Annotated in this window: 18 protein-coding genes; 12 read left to right on the top strand and 6 right to left on the bottom strand. The window is 71.5% G+C overall.

From position 1 onward, the window contains the following. Positions 1 to 17: 17 nt before the first annotated feature. Positions 18 to 1,595: an amino acid permease gene (locus tag ACFFBG_RS05975; protein WP_375476650.1), complete on the top strand. Its 1,578-nt coding sequence runs from the start codon at positions 18 to 20 to the stop codon at positions 1,593 to 1,595. Here the strand turns inward: ACFFBG_RS05975 and ACFFBG_RS05980 are convergent. Beyond that, positions 1,585 to 2,460 carry a metallophosphoesterase gene (locus tag ACFFBG_RS05980; RefSeq protein WP_375476652.1) on the bottom strand — a complete coding sequence of 292 codons (876 nt, stop codon included), beginning with the start codon at positions 2,458 to 2,460 and terminating at the stop codon, positions 1,585 to 1,587. The genes ACFFBG_RS05975 and ACFFBG_RS05980 overlap by 11 nt on opposite strands. Before the next feature lie 212 nt (positions 2,461 to 2,672). Here ACFFBG_RS05980 and ACFFBG_RS05985 point away from each other — a divergent pair, with 212 nt between their 5' ends. From ACFFBG_RS05985 to ACFFBG_RS05995, 3 genes are all read left to right on the top strand, one after another. After that, a complete protein-coding gene (locus tag ACFFBG_RS05985) occupies positions 2,673 to 6,512 on the top strand; it encodes a multifunctional oxoglutarate decarboxylase/oxoglutarate dehydrogenase thiamine pyrophosphate-binding subunit/dihydrolipoyllysine-residue succinyltransferase subunit (RefSeq protein WP_375476654.1) in 3,840 nt (1,279 codons plus the stop codon). Between the two features lie 115 nt (positions 6,513 to 6,627). Further along, the gene (locus tag ACFFBG_RS05990; protein WP_375476656.1) at positions 6,628 to 7,617 is read left to right on the top strand and encodes a Gfo/Idh/MocA family protein; all 990 of its coding nucleotides are present in this window, start codon (positions 6,628 to 6,630) and stop codon (positions 7,615 to 7,617) included. 68 nt (positions 7,618 to 7,685) lie between these two features. Next, positions 7,686 to 7,859, top strand: coding sequence for a DUF6104 family protein (locus ACFFBG_RS05995; RefSeq protein ID WP_375476658.1), 174 nt, complete (start codon positions 7,686 to 7,688; stop codon positions 7,857 to 7,859). A 92-nt stretch (positions 7,860 to 7,951) separates the two neighbouring features. On the opposite strand, the gene ACFFBG_RS06000 is transcribed toward ACFFBG_RS05995, so the two are convergent. The 3 genes from ACFFBG_RS06000 to ACFFBG_RS06010 all read right to left on the bottom strand — a co-directional run bounded on the left by ACFFBG_RS06000 (position 7,952) and on the right by ACFFBG_RS06010 (position 10,594). Continuing rightward, the gene (locus ACFFBG_RS06000) at positions 7,952 to 8,950 is read right to left on the bottom strand and encodes an SMP-30/gluconolactonase/LRE family protein (protein WP_375476660.1); all 999 of its coding nucleotides are present in this window, start codon (positions 8,948 to 8,950) and stop codon (positions 7,952 to 7,954) included. Further along, a complete protein-coding gene (locus ACFFBG_RS06005; protein WP_375476662.1) occupies positions 8,947 to 10,167 on the bottom strand; it encodes an NADP-dependent malic enzyme in 1,221 nt (406 codons plus the stop codon). Before ACFFBG_RS06005 ends, ACFFBG_RS06000 begins: the two co-directional genes overlap by 4 nt. 112 nt (positions 10,168 to 10,279) lie before the next feature. After that, positions 10,280 to 10,594, bottom strand: coding sequence for a S24 family peptidase (locus ACFFBG_RS06010; RefSeq protein WP_375476664.1), 315 nt, complete (start codon positions 10,592 to 10,594; stop codon positions 10,280 to 10,282). Between the two features lie 101 nt (positions 10,595 to 10,695). On the opposite strand from ACFFBG_RS06010, the gene sodN reads away from it, so the two are divergent. The 4 genes from sodN to ACFFBG_RS06030 are packed head-to-tail and all read left to right on the top strand — an operon-like array spanning position 10,696 to position 12,963. Further along, positions 10,696 to 11,091 carry a superoxide dismutase, Ni gene (gene sodN / locus ACFFBG_RS06015; RefSeq protein WP_375476666.1) on the top strand — a complete coding sequence of 132 codons (396 nt, stop codon included), beginning with the start codon at positions 10,696 to 10,698 and terminating at the stop codon, positions 11,089 to 11,091. Between the two features lie 12 nt (positions 11,092 to 11,103). Next, the gene (locus ACFFBG_RS06020; RefSeq protein ID WP_375476668.1) at positions 11,104 to 11,748 is read left to right on the top strand and encodes a histidine phosphatase family protein; all 645 of its coding nucleotides are present in this window, start codon (positions 11,104 to 11,106) and stop codon (positions 11,746 to 11,748) included. A 7-nt stretch (positions 11,749 to 11,755) separates the two neighbouring features. Continuing rightward, positions 11,756 to 12,160, top strand: a complete 405-nt coding sequence (locus tag ACFFBG_RS06025) for an ATP-binding protein (RefSeq protein WP_375476670.1) — start codon at positions 11,756 to 11,758, stop codon at positions 12,158 to 12,160. Next, complete coding sequence (locus ACFFBG_RS06030; protein WP_375476672.1) at positions 12,157 to 12,963, top strand: SigB/SigF/SigG family RNA polymerase sigma factor; 807 nt, start codon at positions 12,157 to 12,159, stop codon at positions 12,961 to 12,963. The genes ACFFBG_RS06025 and ACFFBG_RS06030 overlap by 4 nt, the downstream gene beginning before the upstream one ends. Positions 12,964 to 12,987: 24 nt before the next feature. Here ACFFBG_RS06030 and ACFFBG_RS06035 read toward each other — a convergent pair whose 3' ends face one another. Beyond that, complete coding sequence (locus ACFFBG_RS06035; RefSeq protein WP_375476673.1) at positions 12,988 to 13,401, bottom strand: hypothetical protein; 414 nt, start codon at positions 13,399 to 13,401, stop codon at positions 12,988 to 12,990. Positions 13,402 to 13,477: 76 nt separating this feature from the next. Here ACFFBG_RS06035 and ACFFBG_RS06040 point away from each other — a divergent pair, with 76 nt between their 5' ends. After that, positions 13,478 to 14,416 (top strand): diacylglycerol/lipid kinase family protein, encoded by a 939-nt coding sequence (locus ACFFBG_RS06040; RefSeq protein ID WP_375476675.1) that lies wholly within the window; start codon positions 13,478 to 13,480, stop codon positions 14,414 to 14,416. 230 nt (positions 14,417 to 14,646) lie between these two features. Continuing rightward, positions 14,647 to 14,898, top strand: a complete 252-nt coding sequence (locus tag ACFFBG_RS06045) for a WhiB family transcriptional regulator (protein WP_375476677.1) — start codon at positions 14,647 to 14,649, stop codon at positions 14,896 to 14,898. A gap of 96 nt (positions 14,899 to 14,994) precedes the next feature. Here the strand turns inward: ACFFBG_RS06045 and ACFFBG_RS06050 are convergent, their stop codons facing one another. Beyond that, positions 14,995 to 16,512 carry a sensor histidine kinase gene (locus tag ACFFBG_RS06050; RefSeq protein WP_375476679.1) on the bottom strand — a complete coding sequence of 506 codons (1,518 nt, stop codon included), beginning with the start codon at positions 16,510 to 16,512 and terminating at the stop codon, positions 14,995 to 14,997. A gap of 68 nt (positions 16,513 to 16,580) precedes the next feature. Between ACFFBG_RS06050 and ACFFBG_RS06055 the strand changes: the two genes are divergently transcribed. Together ACFFBG_RS06055 and ACFFBG_RS06060 are read left to right on the top strand one after the other, a co-directional pair. Next, positions 16,581 to 17,045: a tRNA (cytidine(34)-2'-O)-methyltransferase gene (locus ACFFBG_RS06055; protein ID WP_375476681.1), complete on the top strand. Its 465-nt coding sequence runs from the start codon at positions 16,581 to 16,583 to the stop codon at positions 17,043 to 17,045. A 67-nt stretch (positions 17,046 to 17,112) separates the two neighbouring features. Next, entirely contained in the window at positions 17,113 to 18,012 is a 900-nt protein-coding gene (locus ACFFBG_RS06060) for a D-alanyl-D-alanine carboxypeptidase family protein (protein WP_375476683.1), read from the top strand. Positions 18,013 to 18,024: the final 12 nt, after the last annotated feature.

Raw genomic sequence — 18,024 nt, forward strand, 5'->3', positions numbered from 1 at the left:
GTGAAACGAGGAAGCGCATGAGCGAGCAGTCCGAGCAGTCCGGTCAATCAGAGCAGTCCAGTCAATCAGACAACGGGCTCGACGCGGAGCAGGTCGGGTACAAGCAGTCGCTCGGCCGCCGCCAGGTGCAGATGATCGCCATCGGCGGCGCGATCGGCACCGGGCTGTTCCTCGGCTCGGCGAAGAACCTGAATTCCACCGGGCCGGCCCTGGTGATCAGCTACGCAATCGTGGGCGTCATCGCCTATCTGCTGATGCGCGCGCTCGGCGAACTGGTGCTGCACCGGGCCACCTCGGGCGCGTTCGTCTCCTACATGCGCGAGTTCTTCGGCGAGCGCGGCGCGTTCGTGACCGGTTGGATGTACTGGCTCAACTGGGCGCTCACCGGCATCACCGAGCTTTCCGCGGTGGCGCTCTACGTGCAGTCGAAAGCCGAGAGCATGCCCAAGTGGGCGACCGTCCTCATCGCGCTGGCGGTGGTCCTGGTGATCAACCTGCTGTCGGCGAAGGCGTTCGGCGAATTCGAGTTCTGGGCCGCGATCCTCAAGGTCGGCGCGATCGTGATCTTCTTGATCGTCGGCCTGGTCTTCGTCATCGGCGGCATCCACCTCGGCGCGCACAAGGCCGGCTTCAGCAACCTGTGGAGCAACAAGGGCGGGTTCTGGCCGACCACCGGCGCGTTCCACTGGTACGGGCCGCTGCTCGTCATGTCCAGCGTCATCTTCGCCTTCGCCGCGATCGAGATGGTCGGCATCGCGGCCGGCGAGATGAAGGACTCGCGCAAGGAGGTGCCGCGGGCCATCAACGCCGTGGTCTTCCGGATCGGCGTCTTCTACGTCGGGTCGATCCTGCTGCTCGTGTGCCTGCTGCCGACCACGTCGTACTCGGCCAACCCGGCCAAGCCGACGAACAGCCCGTTCGTGACCGTGTTCCAGCAGATGGGCCTCGGCTGGATGGGCGATGTCATCCTCGGCGTGCTGATCGTCGCCGCGTTGTCGTCGCTGAACTCCGGCCTGTACTCCACCGGCCGCGTGCTGCGCAGCCTTGGCGTCTCGAAGCAGGCGCCCCAGTTCACGCTCAAGATGAGCGAGTCCGGAGTCCCGTGGGCCGGCATCGTGCTGACCTCCGGCGTCTACGTGCTCGGCGCGATCCTCAACGCGGTCGACCCGGACGCCTTCACGACCGCGCTCGAGGCGGCGTCGGTCTGCGTGGCGTTCACGTGGGCCACGATCTTCGCCTGCCAGCTGCGCCTGCGCTCGCTCGTCAAGCGCGGCGTGATCAAGAAGAGCCCGTTCCAGATGCCGGGTTATCCCTACACGAGCTGGGTCGGGCTCGGCTTCCTGGCCGTCGTGATGGTCATGCTGGCGATCTCTGGCTGGCAGGAGTCGCCGAAGTTCTGGGACAAGACCGACTTCCTGGTCGTCGTCCTCGGCATCCCGATCATCGCGGTGCTGCTGGGGCTCGGCTGGTTGGCCGTCCGGAAGAATGTCGTGGCGAACACCGGGGACAAGCTCAAGGCCGTCTGGTCGAACGACGGGCCGACCTACCCGAAGGACGAGGCGCCCGACCTCGACGCCGCTTCCGTCACCGACTGACCCGCGGCTCCAGGATGCGCGCGTCCGCCAGCACGAGCGCGCGCCAGGGCCGGTGCGCGCGCCGGCCGTGACCCGGGTCGACGCCGACGATGCGCGCGCCCCCCTGCGGCAGCACCACGGTCTCGTGCGCAGCCTGCTCGTCGACGCTCACCAGGGCTGCGACGTCACGGGCTGCCCGCAGCTCGCGGCGCCGCCGGTCGGCGATCGCGCTGTGGCCGTGCACCTGGCCGAACGGCGCGCGTTGCGGCTCGGCCAGCCAGCTGGGCACAAGCTCGGTCGCCGCCGCGGCCCACACCGGCCCGGCGGCGAGGTTCGCGCCCGTCGCGGCGCCGCGCGGGGACAGCATGTGGCCCGGCGCGAACAGCACATCGCCGTGGGCGTCGGGGAACGAGTTCAGCGCGCGGGCCGCGTCGACGGCGGAGCTCGGCGCGTCCAGCGCAGCACGCCAGTAGCCCGCGGTCAGGCCGGCGTGGGTGACGAGCAGCTGCTCGCCGGCGACGTCGATCGCCGCGGCCACGACCATCCGATGCTCGGCCCACCATGCGCGCAGGATGTCGATCGCGCCGTCGCCTATGCGCTCGGGCCAGTCGAACACCGGCGGCCGCAGGTACTGCGCCTCGTGATTGCCCACCAGCTGCACCCACTGCGCCGGCTGCTCGCCGAGGTAGGCGTCGACGAGCGCGACCACGCCGTCGGAATCGGGACCGCGGTGCACCAGGTCGCCGACCTGCACGACCGTCAGGTCTGCCGGCAGCCGGCCCGAATCGGGGTCTGCGCCGAGCCGGCGCAGCTCGGCCGTCAGCTCGTCGCGGTGGCCGCCGACGTCGCCGATGACGGCGACGCGCCCGCCCGCAGTTGCTGTCACCCCGCCAGGCTGCCACTGCCGCCGGGCGCATGACCTGCTGGCGTCGGACGCGTTGGCCCACGACGACACCCACGGTGTCGGCCAGGCAGCTGCTCGCGGACCGGTCTGCTGCCACACATCGGGGCCGGCGACGCTGCCTCGACCGCACGCACGGCGTAGTGTCGAGGTTTGGCATTGCGGGCAAGAAACTCCCCGAGGACGGTCTGGCGACAGTGGCGACGACGGAGCAGCCGACGAGCACCGAATCCACAACGGCGATCGGCGACTTCGGCGCCAACGAGTGGCTCGTCGAAGACATGTACGAGCGCTACCTCGCCGACCCGGCCAGCGTGGACGAGGCGTGGCACGACTTCTTCGCCGACTACCAGGGCAGCGGCCGCACCGCCGGCCGCCAGCAGGCGCCTGCCGGCAACGGCGCTCGCCCGCCAGACGAGGCCGCCGCCGCCTCCGGGCCGTCGGCTGCGACACCGCCGGCCCAGCCGGTCGCCGAGGGTCCGCCCAGCGCGCCGCCTGCCAGTGCGACGTCGAACCCACCGGCGGCCCTGGCAGACCCCGCGGCCCCAGCAGCGCCGGCAGCCCCGGCAGCCCGGCCCGCGCAGGCCGACCCCAAGGGAACCGAACCCACGGCGGCGCGGCCCAGTCCCGGGCCATCCGGCTCTGCTAACGGCTCCGGCTCGGCCAACGGCGCCGCCAACGGCCCGGCACCCCAGGCCGAGAACGTCACCGCCGCGACGACGACCACCCTGCGCGGCGCGGCCGCCCGGGTCGTGGCGAACATGGAGTCCTCGCTGCACGTCCCGACCGCCACGAGCGTGCGCGCGGTGCCGGCCAAGCTGCTGTTCGACAACCGCGTCGTCATCAACAACCACCTGCGTCGGGCCCGCGGCGGCAAGATCAGCTTCACGCACGTCATCGGCTACGCCGTGGTCAAGGCGCTCATCGCCCATCCGGAGATGAACAACGCCTTCGGCGAGGTCGGCGGCAAGCCCGCGATCCTGACGCCTGAGCACGTGAACCTCGGCATCGCCATCGACCTGGAGGGCAAGAACGGCGCCCGTTCGCTCGTCGTCGCCTCGATCAAGAAGGCGCAGCAGCTCGACTTCGCGGCGTTCTGGAACGCCTATGAAGACATCATCCGCCGCGCGCGGGCCGGCAAGCTGACCACCGAGGACTTCGCCGGCACCACCGTCAGCCTCACCAACCCAGGCACCATCGGCACCAACCACTCCGTGCCCCGGCTGATGCAGGGCCAGGGCACGATCGTCGGCGTCGGGGCGATGGAGTATCCGGCCGAGTTCAGCGGGATGAATCCCGATCAGCTCGTCGACCGGGCGATCAGCAAGATCATGACGCTGACCTCCACCTACGACCACCGCATCATCCAGGGCGCGCAGTCGGGCGAGTTCCTGCGCGAGCTGCACGAGATGCTGCTGGCCGACTCGTTCTGGGACGAGGTCTTCGCGGCCCTGCGGATCCCGTACGAGCCGGTGCGCTGGCGGGTCGACCGGGACACCTCGCACGAGGGGCAGATCGGCAAGAACGCCAGAGTCGTCGAGCTGATCAACTCCTATCGCACCAACGGCCACCTGATGGCCGACACCGACCCGCTCGAGTACACCGTGCACACCCATCCCGACCTCGACATCACCCGGCACGGCCTCACGCTGTGGGACCTCGACCGCGAGTTCCCGGTCGGCGGGTTTGCCGGCGAGCGGCTGATGACGCTGCGCGACCTGCTCGGCGTCCTGCGCGACGCGTACTGCCGCCGCGTCGGGGTCGAGTACATGCACATCACCGACCCCGAGCAGCGGCAGTGGCTGCAGGACCGGATCGAGGTCAAGCAGGCCGCGCCGACCCGCGACGAACAGCTGCACATCCTCGGCCGGCTGAACGCCGCCGAGGCGTTCGAGACGTTCCTGCAGACGAAGTACGTCGGGCAAAAGCGGTTCTCCTTGGAAGGCGCCGAGGCGGTCATCGCCCTGATGGACGCGGTGTTGACCGAGGCGGCCGGCCAGCACCTCGACGAGGTCGTCATCGGCATGCCGCACCGCGGCCGGCTGAACGTGCTCGCCAACATCGTCGGCAAGCCCTACGCCAAGATCTTCAACGAGTTCGAGGGCAACATCGACCCGGGCACCGCGCAGGGTTCCGGCGACGTCAAGTACCACCTCGGCGCCGACGGCTCGTTCACCTCGCCGGACGGCGACGAGATCGCGGTCTCGCTGACCGCGAACCCGTCCCATCTGGAGGCCGTCGATCCGGTGCTCGAGGGCATCGTGCGCGCGAAGCAGGACCTGCTGGACAAGGGCGACGGCGGATACACCGTGCTGCCGCTCATGCTGCACGGCGACGCCGCGTTCGCCGGCCAGGGGGTGGTCGCCGAGACGCTGAACCTGTCCCAGCTGCGCGGCTATCGCACCGGCGGCACGGTGCACGTCATCGTCAACAACCAGGTCGGCTTCACGACCTCGCCGTCGTCCTCGCGCTCGTCGCTGTACTCCACCGACATCGCGCGGATGATCGCCGCGCCGATCTTCCATGTGAACGGCGACGACCCCGAGGCGTGCGTGCGGGTCGCGAAGCTCGCAGTCGAGTACCGCCGCGAGTTCCGCAAGGACGTCGTGATCGACATGGTCTGCTACCGGCGCCGCGGCCACAACGAGGCCGACAACCCCTCGTTCACCCAGCCGCTGATGTACGACATCATCGACGCCAAGCGCAGCGTGCGAAAGCTGTACACCGAGGCGCTGGTCGGCCGCGGCGACATCACGCTCGAAGACGCCGAGCGCGCGCTCAAGGACTTCCAAGCGAAGCTTGAGAAGGTGTTCGTCGAGACCCGCAACGCGAGCGACAAGTCCGCCCCGGAACCGGACATCGAGCGCGAGACCCCGTCTCAGCGGGTCACTACCGCGGTGCCGCTCGACGTCATCAAGCGCATCGGCGACGCCTACGCGAACCCGCCCGAGGGCTTCACGCTGCATCCCCGGCTCAAGCCGCAGATCGACCGGCGCGTCGCGATGGCGAGTTCCGGCAAGGTCGACTGGGCGACCGCCGAGCTGTTCGCGTTCGGCGCGCTGGTGTTGGAGGGCCGCGCGGTGCGGCTGTCCGGCCAGGACTCGCGGCGCGGCACCTTCACCCAGCGGCACGCGGTGCTCATCGACCGGCACACCGGCGCGGAGTACACGCCGCTGCGCGAGCTGTCGAAGGACCAGGCGCCGTTCTTCACCTACGACTCGCTGCTCAGCGAGTTCGCGGCAATGGGCTTCGAGTACGGCTACTCGGTCGTGCGCGAGGACGCCTTGGTCTGCTGGGAGGCCCAGTTCGGCGACTTCGCCGACGGCGCCCAGACGATCATCGACGAGTTCATCTCCTCCGGCGAAGCCAAGTGGGGCCAGCGCTCGGCGCTCACCCTGCTGCTGCCGCACGGGTACGAGGGCCAGGGCCCGGACCACTCCTCCGGGCGCCCCGAGCGCTTCCTGCAGCTGGCCGCGGAGAACAACATGACGATCGCCATGTGCTCCTCGCCGGCGAACTACTTCCACCTGCTGCGCCGGCAGGGCCTGTCGCCGGTGCGCCGGCCGCTGATCGCGTTCACGCCGAAGTCGCTGCTGCGGCTCAAGGCGGCGGTCAGCGAGCTCGACGACTTCACCGAGGGCACCTTCGCCCCGGTGCTCGGCGACGCGACGACCGAGCCCGGGTCGGTGCGCAGGCTGCTGCTGTGCGCCGGCAAGGTCTATTACGACCTGGCCGCGGAACGTGATCGTGCTGGGCGCAACGACGTCGCCATCGCCCGCGTCGAGCAGCTCTACCCGCTGCCGGCCGACGAGCTGCGCGCCGAGCTCGGCCGCTATCCCGACGCCGAGGTGGTATGGGTGCAGGAGGAGCCGGCGAACCAGGGCGCGTGGCCGTTCATGGCGTTGAACCTGCCGGAGGTCCTCGCCGGCCGGCCGCTGTTGCGCGCGCTGCGCAAGCCGTCGGCCTCGCCCGCGGTCGGCTCGGTCGCCGTGCACGAGGCGCAGCAGCGCGAGGTCGTCGCCACCGCCTTCGCCTGAGGCCGGACGCGCCGACGGTCCGACATTCAGGCGCGTCAGTGGTGCGAAATCGGTTCGGTGGCGCGAGAGGTCGCACCACCGAGCCCGTAACGCGCCACTCATCGAAAGGACGAGTGTGAACACGATCCGCTGGGGCGTGCTCGGCGCCGGTGGCATCGCCGCGACGGTTGGGGCGGACATCGCCGCGACGCCGGGCAACGTCCTGCACGCGGTCGCCGCCCGCGACGCCGGGCGGGCGGCCGCGTTCGCCGCGGCGCACGGCGTAGCGCGGTCCTACGGCTCGTACGCCGAACTCGTCGCCGACCCGGACGTGGACGTCGTCTATGTCGCCACCACGCACGCGCAGCACCACGAGCACGCGCTGCTGGCGATCGAGGCCGGCAAGCCGCTGCTCGTCGAGAAGGCGTTCACGCTCAACGCCCGGCAGGCGCGCGAGGTCGTGGCGGCCGCCCGTGCTCGCAGCGTCTTCTGCATGGAGGCGATGTGGGCGCGGTTCAATCCGCTCATCCGGCAGGCGGTGTCGATCGTCGAGGCAGGACGGATCGGCGACCTCGTCGGCGTCCGCGCGGACCTGTCGAAGAAGTTCGACTACGACCCGGCGCACCGGCTGTTCGACCTCGCCGCTGGCGGCGGGGCGCTGCTCGACCTCGGCGTGTACCCGGCCACGATCGCCTGGTTGTTCGCCGGCCGACCAGACACCGTCCAGGCCGTCGGGTCGCTGGCGCCGACCGGTTCGGACCTCACCGCCGCGCTGCAGTGGGGCTATCGAGACGGGCGGGTCGCGCAGGTCTACTGCAGCGCCGCTGGCGACAGCCCGTTCGCCGCGCTGGTCACCGGCACGCAAGGGTGGCTCAGCCTCGAGCCGAGAGTGCACCGGCCGACCCGGCTGCTGATCGCCGACAGCACCGGCCAGCAGAGCGTGGCCGCCGAGCCGCAGGCAGGCAACGGGTACCGGCTCGAGGTCGCCGAAGTCGCGAGGTGCCTGCGCGCCGGCGAGCTGGAGAGCCCGCTGGCGGCGCTGGACGAGACGGTGGGAATCCTCGACGTGCTCGACGACGCGCGCGCCCAGCTCGGCGTGCGCTATCCGGCCGACGACCCGCGATGATCTCGGCCGAACCATGCGTTTTCGCGGGGTCCGGCCGAAATCATCATCGTCAGGGACAGGGAGGACGGATGTACTTCACCGACCGCGGGATCGAAGAGCTGGTTGCCCGGCGCGGCGAGGAGCAGGTGGGCGTCGAATGGCTGGCCGACCGGCTGCAGGCCTTCGTCGACACGCACCCCGAGTTCGAGACCGCCGTCGACCGGCTCGCCACCTGGCTCGCCCGCGCGGACGACGACGACTGAGCTGGACCCCGAAGCAAGTTGTCCTCGCTTCGCGGTGTCCCGCGCCGACGAAGCAAGGACAAGTCGCGGGATCGGCGGCCGCGTGCCGGCAGCTACCGCGGCACGGTGGTCACGGCGATCGCCGGCTCGTGCAGCGCGCCGAGGTACAGGGCGCCGTCGTGCTCGAGCACGCTGGTGACGAAGGCGTAGTCGCCGTCGTCGCGGCGCAGCTCCTGCACGATCTCGCCGTCGAGCGCGACGCCGAGCACGTACGCCGTCCGCGCCGGTGCCGGCCGGAGCCGGTCCGGCAGCAGCCAGACGAGCTGCCGAACCAGCCCGGGCAGAGAAAGCAGGCGGTCGAGCAGCGCGTTGCGGGCCGACGGCAGCGACACCCACACCAGCCCGTCGCTGCCGAGGGCCATGTTGTCCGGCGAGCCCGGCAGGTTGTCGATCAGCGTGTCCGCCGTCCCGGCGTTGGGGCCGGTCAGCCAGTAGCGCGTGACGCAGAACGCGCCGGTCTGCGCGACGAGCACGCAGGAGCGGTCCGGCGCGAGCACCACGCCGTTGGCGAACTGCAGACCGTCCAACAGCGTCTCGACGGCGCCGGACGGATCGCGCCGGAACAGCCGGCCGGTGCCGGAGTGCTCGAGGATGTCGCCGAGGTAGTGCTCGAGGTCGAAGCGCCGGGTGGACGCGCTGAAGTAGATCGTGCCGTCCTCGTCAGCGACCACGTTGCTGGCGAAGTTGAGCGGCACGCCGTCGACCGACCCGACCAGCACCTCGACGTGCGACCCGTCGGCCGGAACCCGGAGCAGCCCGCGAACGCTGTCGCAGACGAGCACCGACCCGTCCTCGCAGGCGTGCAGGCCGAGCGGTCGGCCGCCGGTGTTCGCCAGCGTCTCGACCGCCCCGGTCGCCGGGTCCACGCGCAGGATGCTGCCGTCGGCGACTCCGGTCAGCAGCCGCCCGTCGGCCGCGACGACGACGTCCTCCGGGCCAGCCGCGGGCAGCGCGAGCAGGCGCAGCGGCGGCAGCGGCGTGCCGCCGCGGCGAGGCGCGCGCGGCGGGCGCCAGCGGCGCGGACGCAGCAGCCGCGGGTTGAGCCCGCTCACCGCGCCGCGGCGGCGTCAGCGGCGGCATCGGCGCCGTCCACGGCAACGTCCACGGCAACGTCCACGACGCCGTCGCGGACGGCCTGCTCGGCGACGGCCGCAGCCACCGCTGGGGCCACCCGCGGATCGAACGGCGACGGCACGACGCAGTCCGGCTCAAGCGCGTCGGCGACAACTTCGCTGATCGCCGCGGCGGCGGCGAGCTTCATGTTCTCGGTGATCGAGCGCGCTCCCGCGTCGAACGCGCCGGCGAAGACGCCGGGGAACGCGAGGACGTTGTTGATCTGGTTGGGGTAATCGCTGCGTCCGGTGGCGACGATGGCGGCGTGCCGATGCGCGACGGCCGGATCGACCTCGGGGTTCGGGTTGGCGAGCGCGAACACGATGGACTGCGCGGCCATCGAGCGCACGGCGTCCTCGCCGACGGCGCCCGCGCTGAGGCCGAGGAACACGTCGGCGCCGGCCAGGGCGTCGGCGAGCGAGCCGGTGAGCCCGGCCCGGTTGGTGGTCGCGGCGAGGCCCGCCTTCACCGCGGTCAGGTCCGGCCGGCCGGGGTGGATGACCCCCTTGGAGTCGGCCACGGCGATGTCCCCGACGCCCGCGGCGAGCAGGATCTTGGTGCAGGCCACCCCGGCCGCGCCGGCGCCGGACACCACCACCCGCAGGTCCGCGAGCGCACGTCCGGTGACGCGTGCCGCGTTGCGCAGCGCGGCGAGCACGACGATCGCGGTGCCGTGCTGATCGTCGTGGAACACCGGAATCGTCAGCTTTTCACGCAGCCGGGCCTCGACCTCGAAGCAGCGCGGCGCGGAGATGTCCTCGAGGTTGATCCCGCCGAAGGACGGCGCGATGTGCTCGACCGTCGACACGATCTCGTCCGGGTCGGTGGTGTCCAGCACGATCGGGACGGCGTTGAGCCCGGCGAACTCGCGAAACAGCGCCGCCTTGCCCTCCATCACCGGCAGCGCGGCGGCCGGACCGATGCTGCCCAGCCCGAGCACCGCGGTGCCGTCGCTGACGACGGCGACCAGCCGGGACCGCCACGTGTAACCGCGCGCGAGGGACTCGTCGGCGGCGATGGCCGAGCAGACCTCGGCGACCCCCGGCGTGTAGGCGATCGACAGCGACGCCCGGTCGGTGAGCGGCAGCAGGCTGCGCACCTCGAGTTTGCCGCCCTCGTGGGCGCGGAAGACCGGGCTGTCCGGGTCGAACCCCACAACTGCCCCAATCGCCTCGGCTGCGTCGCCGCTCAGGTTACGGCGCGGCCGCCTCCAGGTGCCAGGGCGCCAGCCGCCAGCCGCCAGCCGCAACTCCGGGTCGGCGCGATGATCAGCGCAGCCGGCGGGGCCGGCCGGGGCGCAGCCGCAGCACCACTTTGCCGAGCACGTCGGCGACGCCGTGCGTCTCGCTGTCGCCGCCCGTGAACCCGTTGTCCGACGTCACCCACCATCCGCCGTCGCGCTCGTGCGCGGCGCGCTTGAGCACCAACAGGTCCGGCAGCGAGCGGTAGCGCGCGAGCACGAGGTCGCCCGCGCGGATCCGCGCGCCGTGCCGCACCAGCACCTCGTCGCCGGAGCGCAGCGTCGGGGTCATCGACGGCCCGGACACCTCGATCCGTTGCCACGGCAGCAGGGCGGCGGGCATGTGAGGTGCGGACCCTTCCGTCGCAGCCGGACCGCGGGAGTAAGGTCAAATCGGCTCGCCGCAAGGACGAATGCCCGCCAGCCCCCAGGAGGTCAAACGATATGCGCTTGTTCCGTCAGTCCACCGTCGCCCACGCGCACTGCGACCTGCCGTGCGGCGTCTACGACCCCGCGCAGGCCCGCATCGAGGCCGAGTCGGTCAAGGCCATTTGCGAGAAGTACCAGGAGAACGACGACCCGGTGTTCCGCACCCGCGCGCTGCTCATCAAGGAGCAGCGCGCCGAGCTCGTCAAGCACCACCTGTGGGTGCTGTGGACCGACTACTTCAAGCCGCCGCACTTCGAGAAGTACCCGAATCTGCATGAGCTGTTCAACAAGGCCACCAAGCAGGCCGGCGCGGCCGGCGGCAAGGGCAAGGTCGACCCGGCCGAGGCCCAGACGCTGCTCGACCAGATCGCCGAGATCGACAAGATCTTCTGGGAGACCAAGGCCGCCTGATCGGGCGACGCGATGACCTCGGTGAAGGCCGGCTCTGGCGAGCCGGCCTTCGTCGCGCCGGAGCTCGCCGATGGCGCGCAGATCTGGCTCCTGCGGCACGGCGAGACCGAGTGGAGCGCAAGCGGCCAGCACACGAGCACGACGGACCTGCCGCTCACCGACGCCGGCGAGCGGCAGGCCCGCGGGTTGCGCGAGCTCATCGGCGACCTGTCGCCCGCGCTGGTGCTGTCCAGCCCGCGCGAACGCGCGGTGGCGACCGCCAGGCTCGCTGGCCTGCGGGTCGACGAGACGACCGAAGACCTCGCCGAGTGGAATTACGGCGCCTACGAGGGCCGCACGACCTCCCACATCCGCGACGACGTCCCCGACTGGTCGATCTGGACGCACGGCGTGCCGGCGGGCGAGACCGCCGAGCAGGTCGCCGCGCGGGCCGACCGGGTGCTGACCCGCGCGGCCGCCGCGGCGCCGGACGGTCCGGTGGTCCTGGTCGGGCACGGGCACTTCAGTCGGGTGCTCGGCGCGCGGTGGATCGGGCTGCCGGTCGCCGGGGGCGCCAACCTGTTGCTGAGCACGGCCGCAACCGCCATCCTGAGCGCGCAGTACGGGCAGCCTGTCCTCGACCGGTGGAACCTCCCGAATCCGACCGCAGAAAGCTGAGTGGAACATGACTAGCCCGGAGAAGAACGGGCTCGAGCCCGACAGGGTCGAGCTGCGCGTGCCGGCGGACGTCGCGTACGTGTCGACGCTGCGGCTCGCCGCGGCAAGCCTCGCCACCCGCTGCGGACTGACGATCGACGACATCGAGGATCTGCGGCTGGCCGTGGACGAGGCCTGCGCGCTGCTGCTGCCGCACGCGACCGACGACACCACCCTCGACGCGCGGTTCGTGCTCGGCGACGGCAATCTCGCCGTCGAGTCCTCGGTGCAGAGCGTGGACACCGCCCAGCCAGACCGCGAGGGCTTCGCCTGGACGGTGCTCGGCGCGCTGGCCAGCAGCGTGGACGTCGCGCAGTCCGGCGACCGGCTCACCATCACCGTCACAAAGAAGCGGGAGGCCGCGGCCCGGTGAGCAGCCCGCACAGCCAGGGCGACGACCGCGCCCGGGCCGGGAACCTGCTCGCCAAGCTGCACTCCCTGCCGGCAGACAGCGAAAGCCGCAAGAGCTTGCGAGACCAGCTGGTCGAGTTGCACATGCCCCTTGTCGTGTACCTCGCCCGCCGCTTCTCCGGCCGCAACGAGCCGATGAACGACCTCGTGCAGGTGGGCGCGATCGGCTTGATCAAGGCCATCGACCGCTTCGACCCCGAACGCCAGCTGGAGTTCTCGACGTACGCGACGCCGACGATCCTCGGTGAGATCAAGCGGCATTTCCGCGACACCGGCTGGCTGATTCACGTCCCGCGTCGCGCGCAGGAGCTGCAGACGACGTTGAACGCCGCGCGGGCCGACCTCAGCCAGGAGCTCGGGCGCGCGCCGACGGTGCCGGAGCTCGCGCAGCGCATCGAGCTGGACGAGGAGACCGTGCTCGAGGCCCTCGACGCCGCGCGCGCGTATTCCGGCGTGCCTTTGGACGTGTTGGCCGCGCCCGGCGAGAGCGTGCCCGAGCACCCGATGCTCGGCATCCTGGATGAGGGATTCGAGCAGGTCGAGCAGCGCGCGGTGCTGCGCGAGGTGATCCAGAAGCTGCCGGAGTCCGAGCGCGAGATCCTGCTGCTGCGCTTCATCGCGAACAAGACGCAGACCGAGATCGCCGCGATCGTCGGGGTGTCGCAGATGCAGGTGTCGCGGCTGGTGGCGCGCGGGTTGAAGCGGCTGCGGGAGAGCCTCGGCGCGCCCGAGCCCGAGGTCGAGCAGCGCCGGCGCCGCAGTTGATCGAACGCCAGTCGCGTCGTGCGATTAGCGGGTCAGGTCGCGGTCGAGCACCGCGCGGACCGGCGGCGTGAACAGCAGGTAGAGCACGCTGAGCGCCGCGACGAGGATCGGTCCGCCGTACTCCACCCGGTGCGCTTGGAAGGCCAGGCTGTAGGAGACCGGCAGCGCCAGGATCTGCAGCACGACCACCGGCGTGCGCGCGGCCGACGACATCCGCGCCAAGCCGCGGGCGGCGAACGCGAGCACCACCGCGCCGCCGACCGCCAGCGCGGCGCCGAACAGCGCGCGGCCAACGCTCGCCGGCTCGCCGGTCGCCGTCTTCGCGACCAGCACGCCGGCGGCGGCGAGCAGCGCCAGCACTTCAAGGGCGACGATCACGCACGCCGCGCGCAACGGCCGCGGCGGCGGCCCGGCGGAGCCCACGTCGTCCGGATCCACGGCGCCTAGCCTAACGACGCGCGCGGATCCGCCCGTCCGGCCGCGTTGCTGACCAGGGCCCGTACCCTTTCGCTCCGTGCGCATCCTCGTGGTCGTCAACCCGCGCGCCACGGCGATGAGCCCGCGCGAACGCGACGTCCTCTCCCACGCGCTCGGCAGCGCGGCTGAGCTGGAGGTTGTCGAGACGGCCAACCGGGGGCACGCCGCCGCGCTGGCCTGCCGGGCGATGCGCGCCGACGCTGACGTGGTGGTCGCCCTCGGCGGGGACGGCACAGTGAACGAGGTCATCAACGGCCTGCTGACCGACGGCGTGCACGCCCGGGTGCCCGCGCTCGGCATCGTCCCGGCGGGGTCGACCAACGTGTTCGTCCGCGCGCTCGGCCTGGCGAACGACCCGATCGAGGCGACCGGCCAACTGCTGGAAGGCCTGCGCACCGGCGCCCGCCGGACCGTCAGCCTCGGTCTGGCCGACGACCGGTACTTCTGCTTCGGCGCGGGCCTGGGCTTCGACGCCGCGATCGTGCACGGCGTCGAGCGCAAGCGCCGCCAGGGCAAGCGCTCCACCCACACGCTGTACGCGCGGGTCGGCGTGCGCGAATTCCTGCGCAGCGACCGCCGGCACCCGAAGCTGCGCGTCGAGCTGCCCGACGGCGAACGCCTTGAGGACATCCATTTCACGATCGTCACCAACGCCGATCCGTGGACCTACGTCGGCAACCGGCCGCTGCACCCGACGCCGGACGTGTCGTTGGAAACCGGCCTGGCGGTGTACGCCCGCCGCCGGATGAGCACTGTCGGCATGTTGTGGAGCATGGCGCGGATGTCCGGCTCGAACCCGCGGGTCGGGACGCGCGGGGCGCGGGTCGAGCACGACGTCGACCAGCTCACCGTGCTGGCCGACGAGCCGATGCCGTTTCAGCTCGACGGAGACGCCCTGGACAGCCGGGCCAAGGTCGTCTTCCGGTCAGCGCCCAAGGCGATCCGGGTCGTCGTGCCGCCGAGTTTGCTGGTCTAAGTACGAGGGATCGTGCCACGAGGTACGCCCATGCACTCGACCGATCTGCCGATGCCGCGTAGCGTCGACGCGAGTCGTCGCCTGCCGGCCGCCAAAAAAGAGCGCCAAATCCCGGTGACATGCCTTGCAGTGCGGGCAGAACCTTGAAGCATGCCGCTGCTCGTGAAAGGATTCACAAGCGCAGGGCGGCGTATCGAGCCGGCCGGTAGCCGAGTAAGGAGATCATTCGAATGGACTGGCGGCACCGCGCAATTTGCCGTGACGAGGACCCCGAGCTGTTCTTCCCGATCGGGAACACCGGCCCGGCCCTACTGCAGATCGAGCAGGCGAAGGCTGTGTGCCGGCGCTGCCCGGTGCTGCAGGAGTGCCTGACCTGGGCGCTGGAATCCGGCCAGGACGCCGGCGTCTGGGGCGGTCTGTCCGAGGACGAGCGTCGCGCGCTCAAGCGCCGCAACGCGCGAGCCCGGGCCCGACTGAGCTGACTTAGAGATCGAGCTCGAGCTCGATCTCACCGGCGCCGTCGATTGCCGACGGCGCCGGTTTTGTGTCCATAGCGCCCGGGGCCAACGCAGCCGCGGCTAACCGCGACCGCGCCGCCCGACCGACATCGACACGATCGCCGCGGTCCCGCCGGCGCCCCCGACGCCGTCGTCGCGTCGCCAGTGCACCGTCCCGTCGAGTTCCGCCGAGACCAGCGTGTTCACGATCTGCAGGCCGAGCCGATCCGAGCGGCTCGCGTCGAACTCGGCCGGCAGGCCGACGCCGTCGTCACGGATCGTCACGGTCAACAGCCCTCGATCGCGGGTCGCTTCGACGACGACGGCCCCGGACCGGTCGTCCGGGAAGGCGTGCTCGACCGCGTTCTGCACGAGCTCGGTGAGCACCAGCACCAGCGTGGTCGCGAGCTCCGCCGGGATCTCGCCGAAGCTGCCGGCCCGGCTCACCGACACCCGGTCGGCGGAGCCCATCACGTCGCTCAGCATCACCAGCAGCCGGTCGACGACCTCGTCGTACTCGACCGACTCGTCCACCGACACCGACAGCGTCTCGTGCACCAGCGCGATCGACTGCACTCGCCGCATCGACTCCTCCAACGCCGCGCGAGCGACGGGCACCGAGACGCGGCGGGCCTGCAGCCGCAGCAGCGCGGCAACCGTCTGCAGGTTGTTCTTCACCCGATGGTGAATTTCGCGGATCGTCGCGTCCTTGCTCAGGATCTGCCGGTCCCGGCGACGCAGCTCGGTGACGTCCTGCATCAGCAGCAGCGCACCGAGCGTCTCGCCTCGCGGACGCAGCGGCAGCGCGCGGAAGAGGATCACCGCACCGCCACCCTCGATCTCGACGCTGGCAGGATGCCCGCCGTCGATCGCATCGGCGACCGCGCCGGCGAGGTCGCTCGCGTCGAAGGGGTCGTCGACGACGGTGCTCGTCAGACCGTCGATTGGCTCGGACAGCACCGGGCCGGTGACTCCGAGGCGGTTGAACGCCGAGAGCGCGTTGGGGCTGGCGTAGATGATCGTGCCGTCCGGCTCGAGCCGGACGAGGCCATCGCCTACGCGCGGGCCGGCCCCTTCCTCCGGCGGCGACTCCGCCGCGGGGAACGTGCCGTCGGCCACCATCGCGGCGAGGTCGGCGGCGCTTTGCAGGTAGACGAGCTCGAGCTGGCTGGGCGTGCGGATGCTCGCGAGGTTGGCGTCGCGGCCGACCACGGCTATCACGTCCTCGCCGCAGCGCACCGGGATCGCCTCGCGCCGGATCGGCAGGTCGCCGTCCCAGTCGGGATCGACCTCGCGAAAGATCCGCGTCTCCAGGTAGGCCACCCGAAGCGGCGCGATCCGGCCGCCGCGCAGCACCACGCCGACCTGGTCGTGCTGGTAGGCCGTCGGCCCGGTGGTCGGCCGGCACTGGGCCACGCAGAGGAACGCGGGCACGCTGCCGGCCTCCGCTGCGGGCAACGCGACCGGGACCCAGAGCAGCAGATCGGCGAACGCGAGGTCGGACAGCAGCTGCCATTCCCCGACCAGCCGCGCGATGTGGTCGGCCTGCTCGGAGGTGAGCGCGGTGCGGGTGGCGAGCGTGTCGGTCAGCGCGGACATCGGTTGCGAGCCTGCCAGGTCGGCCGGCACGGTAGTCGCCCGGGGATGCCGACACTACATTGGCGGCGATGTTCTCCCTCGTCTTCTTCGAGCCGCGGATTCCCTCGAACACCGGCAACGCGATACGCCTCGTCGCGGTGACCGGCGCCCACCTGCACCTCGTCGAACCGCTGGGCTTCACCCTGGCCGACGCCAAGCTGCGCCGCGCCGGGCTGGACTACCACGACCTCGCGACCGTCACCGTGCATCCCGATCTCGATCGGCTCTGGACCGCGCTCTCCCCTGCGGCTCGGGTGTTCGCGTTCACCGCCTCGGCGACGACCTCCTACGCCGACATCGCCTATCGGGCCGGCGACGCCCTGCTGTTCGGGCCGGAGCCGTCCGGTCTGCCCGAGCAGGTGCTGGCGGACCCACACGTCACGCAGCGGGTGCGCATCCCGATGCTGGCCGGTCGGCGATCGCTCAACCTCGCCAACGCCGCCGCGATCGGCGCCTACGAGGCGTGGCGGCAGATCGGCTTCACCGGCGTCTGAGGCCGTACCTCGCGGTATGGAAGTCGGCAAGCCGTATGCTGCCCCGACCCGACGAGCAGGAGTGGCAATGGCCCGGCGAGCTTTGGCGACGGCCGCGACGGCCGCGACGGCCGCGGCGGCCGCAGCGGCCGCGGCCCTTGGCATGCTCGTGGTCGCCGCGCCTGCCGCTGCCAGCGCGTCGGTCCCCTCGATCTGGCCGGCGCACGGGCAAGCCGCCTACGTCCTCGGCGGCGGCCACCTGCGCACGAGCCCCGGCCAGCACGCCGTCCCCATCGCGAGCGTCGCGAAGGTGATGACGGCCTATCTCGTGCTGCGCGCGCATCCGATCGCCGCCGGGCGCAGCGGTTTCGTGCTGACGATCCGCGCTCGCGATGTGCGCGACCTGCGCCGGCGGACGGCGCGCGGCGAGTCCGTGGTCGTGGTGCGCGCCGGCGAGCGGCTGACCGAGCGACAGGCGCTGGCCGCGCTGTTGCTGCCGTCGGCGAACAACGTCGCGATCCTGCTGGCTAGACGGGTGTCCGGGACGGTGTCGGCGTTCGTGCGGGCGATGAACCGCGCTGCCCGCGCGTTGCGGATGCGGCACACGGTCTACACCGATCCCAGCGGCTTCGACCCAGCCACTCGATCGACGGCCGCCGATCAGCTGCGGCTGGCGCAGGCCGCGCTGCGCGACCGGTTCTTCCGGGTCATGGTCAGCCGTCGGCAGGCGCGGATCCCCGTCGTCGGCCGCGTGCGCAACCGCGACACGTTGTTGCACCACGACGGGTTCGTCGGCGTGAAGACCGGGTCGATGTCGGCGTCCGGCGGCTGCTTCGTGTTCCGCTCGCACCGCATCGTCGCCGGCCGGCGGGTCGACCTCGTCGGCGTCGTGCTCGGCCAGCGCGGCGGCGACCTCGTCCAGGCCGGATTGCGGGCGGCGAAACGGCTCGTCGACCGGGTGGCGCCGCGCCGCGGTTCGAACTCCTGACGTTCGCACTGC

The organism is uncultured Jatrophihabitans sp. (assembly GCF_964251945.1).
Classification (GTDB): Bacteria; Actinomycetota; Actinomycetes; order Mycobacteriales; family Jatrophihabitantaceae; genus Jatrophihabitans.

Bases quoted from the DNA above. Each gene is read 5' to 3' on its own strand.
- ACFFBG_RS05975 (WP_375476650.1), top strand. From the start codon at position 18: ATGAGCGAGCAGTCCGAGCAGTCCGGTCAATCAGAGCAGTCCAGTCAA.
- ACFFBG_RS05995 (WP_375476658.1), top strand. From the start codon at position 7,686: ATGTACTTCACCGACCGCGGGATCGAAGAGCTGGTTGCCCGGCGCGGC.
- ACFFBG_RS06010 (WP_375476664.1), bottom strand. From the start codon at position 10,594: ATGCCCGCCGCCCTGCTGCCGTGGCAACGGATCGAGGTGTCCGGGCCG.
- sodN (WP_375476666.1), top strand. From the start codon at position 10,696: ATGCGCTTGTTCCGTCAGTCCACCGTCGCCCACGCGCACTGCGACCTG.
- ACFFBG_RS06020 (WP_375476668.1), top strand. From the start codon at position 11,104: ATGACCTCGGTGAAGGCCGGCTCTGGCGAGCCGGCCTTCGTCGCGCCG.
- ACFFBG_RS06025 (WP_375476670.1), top strand. From the start codon at position 11,756: ATGACTAGCCCGGAGAAGAACGGGCTCGAGCCCGACAGGGTCGAGCTG.
- ACFFBG_RS06045 (WP_375476677.1), top strand. From the start codon at position 14,647: ATGGACTGGCGGCACCGCGCAATTTGCCGTGACGAGGACCCCGAGCTG.
- ACFFBG_RS06050 (WP_375476679.1), bottom strand. From the start codon at position 16,512: ATGTCCGCGCTGACCGACACGCTCGCCACCCGCACCGCGCTCACCTCC.
- ACFFBG_RS06055 (WP_375476681.1), top strand. From the start codon at position 16,581: ATGTTCTCCCTCGTCTTCTTCGAGCCGCGGATTCCCTCGAACACCGGC.
- ACFFBG_RS06060 (WP_375476683.1), top strand. From the start codon at position 17,113: ATGGCCCGGCGAGCTTTGGCGACGGCCGCGACGGCCGCGACGGCCGCG.